A 2,611-nucleotide genomic window follows, 5' to 3' on the forward strand; every position below is an offset into this window, starting at 1 on the left:
CCGGATCCAGCTGATGAGTTTTTACACAGTCTGGACCCATTGCGGACCTTCGAAAGTCGACAGTACCTATCGCGTCTGGGGCGTTTGCGCCTCATATGATGCGTACGGGCCGATGAAAACGAAGTTAGTTCGTAATGCCTCGATCACCTTTGACTGCGTAGGAAACTCTGTAACAAAATCTGCCCAGGCATCCATGACGAAAGCGTCCCACCTGTACGGGTCAAGTTCGTGAATTTGGCCATCAGCAATATCGATGAAGCTGAAACCACGTCTTCTTACTTCCGCCACCGCCTTAAACGCTGCAGCCTCATGACCATCAGCACTTACGAAAACTGGAACATATGCCCCAATCAAGTTAGCGGGCATTTCGGTGTTCGTGCCACGCCCGACATGCAATGTTATGCGATACAGCTTACCGCTTTCTGCCGCAGATTTTTGCTTGAAGAATTTGAACATTTAATAGTCGAGGTTGGTATGTGAACGACCGCTCTTGGCCGTAAGCGGCCTTGGCTACCGGTAGCATACAAGCCATGCTGAGGAGCTAGACCCAGTTTCATGCTTCAGACTTCAGTCTGCTCCGCAATCTCCAATGCGTCATCGACCTCGATCCCGAGATACCGCACTGTGCTCTCTAACTTAGTATGGCCGAGAAGCAGCTGTACAGCACGAAGATTTTTCGTACGACGATAGATCAATGTGGCCTTCGTCCGCCGCATGGTATGAGTTCCATACGCCGCTGGATCCAGGCCGATGGATCGCACCCACCTGGCGACGATCCGTGCATACTGACGGGTCGAGAGATGATGCGATTTCTTCACCCTACTCGGAAATAGATACTGGTTCGATGTAAGCTCTCCAGCTGCAATCCAGCCTTGAACCGACTGGCGGGTCTGCTCCGTGATTTCGAACTGGACAGGCCGGTGGGTCTTCCGCTGCATGACAATCGCACGATGGAATATGCTGCCACCTTGAGCAACGTCTTTCACTTTTAGACTGACGAGGTCGCAACCACGCAGCTTGCTGTCGATCGCCAGATTGAATAGTGCCAAGTCTCTTGAGTGTTCTGCGATCTGCAGTCGGATCCTTATCGCCCAAATTTCCTTCAGCTTTAAAGGGAACTTCTGACCGACCAGACGCCCTTTGTTCCACGGGATATGCCGGCTGCCGGCATCGCTACTTGCGTTCATGTCAACCTCCCCAGTGAGCAAGGCTTAATTTTGGTCCGCAACTCGAAGAAGCGGTTGGATCGCAGTCGAGCTAGCCCATGGCGCATAGTAGAATCGATGCAGTGCGCAATAAATTTAACTAAATTGAAGGGATATCATTAATGACAAATATTGATCTGTCGGGCTACAACCTCAGCGAGCTGAAGGGCCTGCAGCATGACATTGAAAAGGAAATTAAGAACCGCCAGCACCAAGATTTGCAGAAAGCACGGGAGCAAATTTTGGCGATTGCTCAGGAGGCAGGGGTCTCGGTCGAGGAGCTGCTTGCTGCTAATGGTAAAAAGCCGAGGAACAGCAAGGGGCAGAAGGTTCAGGCGCGCTATCAAAACCCCAGCGACAATAGCCAGACTTGGACGGGTCGTGGACGCCAGCCGAAGTGGCTTGCAGAAGGGCTCGCTAGTGGAAAATCGATGGACGACTTCCGCATCTAGCAGCAGGTGTCGACCTTGCTGCTACCGGTAGAGCAAGGCGGTGCGGTACATGAGTTACGACTGCTGGGGTCCTTTGGTTGTCTCAGACGGGATGAGATTGAGTACCTCCCAAATAACCGCATTGGCAAAGCCATGCTCCTCAAGAAGCCGCATGGCGTACAGCAACCCATGCGTCTTCCTTAACTGGACAGCCGCAGCCAGCAACTTAGCGTTGCGGTGGAGGTCGGGTTCAAGCTGAGTAGTCATCAGTGCATTGTAGAGAACCCGTGTGTTCCGACCATGACATAGATCAATGCAACTGCACTATGGACGCTACTGTGTGCATGGATGGGCGTTTTGCCCAGTTCCGCATTCGGCCACAAGCGGTCGTTCGCAAATTTATCTTACCCTGGTGTTTTGCGATGTATAACAGTTAGCCATGATGAGCCCTCTCGCTCTGCAGTTCTATTCGCTCGCTTCAGACCAGCAGCGATTTGTCGTGATTCGTCTGCTTTGGAAGGCACTCGATGTCTGGGAGCAATACAACTCGCCGGGAACGAGACCGACTTATCAGGAGTCAGTAAGCGGCTCTATCCAAGAGCTTGACACTGATCTTCCTCGCGAAGCCTTGGAAACTATTCTTGCCGGTACTGACATCAGTGGAATCGCTGAGAGGTATCGAGAGCCCATCGTCGCACTTCGAGATGAAGACATTCAGCTCCCGGAGTCAGCAGAGTTCGCCTACTACGCAATCTACAATGCATACCGTCGTTATATCCTGCTTGAGCCAGTGGAAGATAAGTTGCTGATCAATCAGCTCCTTTCTAGCTTGCCATCAGAGCAGGCTGAAAGCGCCTTTTGTGAGGCGCTACTAGCGCAAAGCCGTACCAGTGGATGACCGCTTTGGGTCGGAAGCGGCCTGTCGTGACAGTCTGCGACTTTTCCAGTTGGGCAAGCTGATATGCTGAGTCGAAT

General features: G+C 52.2%; 4 protein-coding genes. 2 read left to right on the forward strand and 2 right to left on the reverse strand.

Features of this window, described 5'->3' with window-relative positions:
- Positions 1-66 precede the first annotated feature (66 nt).
- On the reverse strand, positions 67-456 hold the full coding sequence (locus ACQ7JA_RS24895; protein ID WP_430902389.1) for a hypothetical protein: 390 nt from the start codon (positions 454-456) through the stop codon (positions 67-69).
- A gap of 104 nt (positions 457-560) precedes the next feature.
- Positions 561-1,187, reverse strand: a complete 627-nt coding sequence (locus ACQ7JA_RS24900) for a tyrosine-type recombinase/integrase (protein ID WP_430902390.1) — start codon at positions 1,185-1,187, stop codon at positions 561-563.
- A 140-nt stretch (positions 1,188-1,327) separates the two neighbouring features.
- On the opposite strand from ACQ7JA_RS24900, the gene ACQ7JA_RS24905 reads away from it, so the two are divergent.
- A complete protein-coding gene (locus ACQ7JA_RS24905) occupies positions 1,328-1,657 on the forward strand; it encodes an H-NS family nucleoid-associated regulatory protein (protein ID WP_430902391.1) in 330 nt (109 codons plus the stop codon).
- Positions 1,658-2,075: 418 nt separating this feature from the next.
- A complete protein-coding gene (locus tag ACQ7JA_RS24910) occupies positions 2,076-2,534 on the forward strand; it encodes a hypothetical protein (protein ID WP_430902392.1) in 459 nt (152 codons plus the stop codon).
- The last annotated feature ends 77 nt before the right edge of the window (positions 2,535-2,611 follow it).

The sequence above is a fragment of the Massilia sp. BKSP1R2A-1 genome (genome assembly GCF_050586525.1).
Taxonomy (GTDB): Bacteria; Pseudomonadota; Gammaproteobacteria; order Burkholderiales; family Burkholderiaceae_D; genus Telluria.

Excerpts from the sequence above, each read along its gene's own strand:
- ACQ7JA_RS24910 (WP_430902392.1), top strand. The coding sequence starts at position 2,076 with ATGATGAGCCCTCTCGCTCTGCAGTTCTATTCGCTCGCTTCAGACCAG.
- ACQ7JA_RS24905 (WP_430902391.1), top strand. The coding sequence starts at position 1,328 with ATGACAAATATTGATCTGTCGGGCTACAACCTCAGCGAGCTGAAGGGC.
- ACQ7JA_RS24900 (WP_430902390.1), bottom strand. The coding sequence starts at position 1,187 with ATGAACGCAAGTAGCGATGCCGGCAGCCGGCATATCCCGTGGAACAAA.
- ACQ7JA_RS24895 (WP_430902389.1), bottom strand. The coding sequence starts at position 456 with ATGTTCAAATTCTTCAAGCAAAAATCTGCGGCAGAAAGCGGTAAGCTG.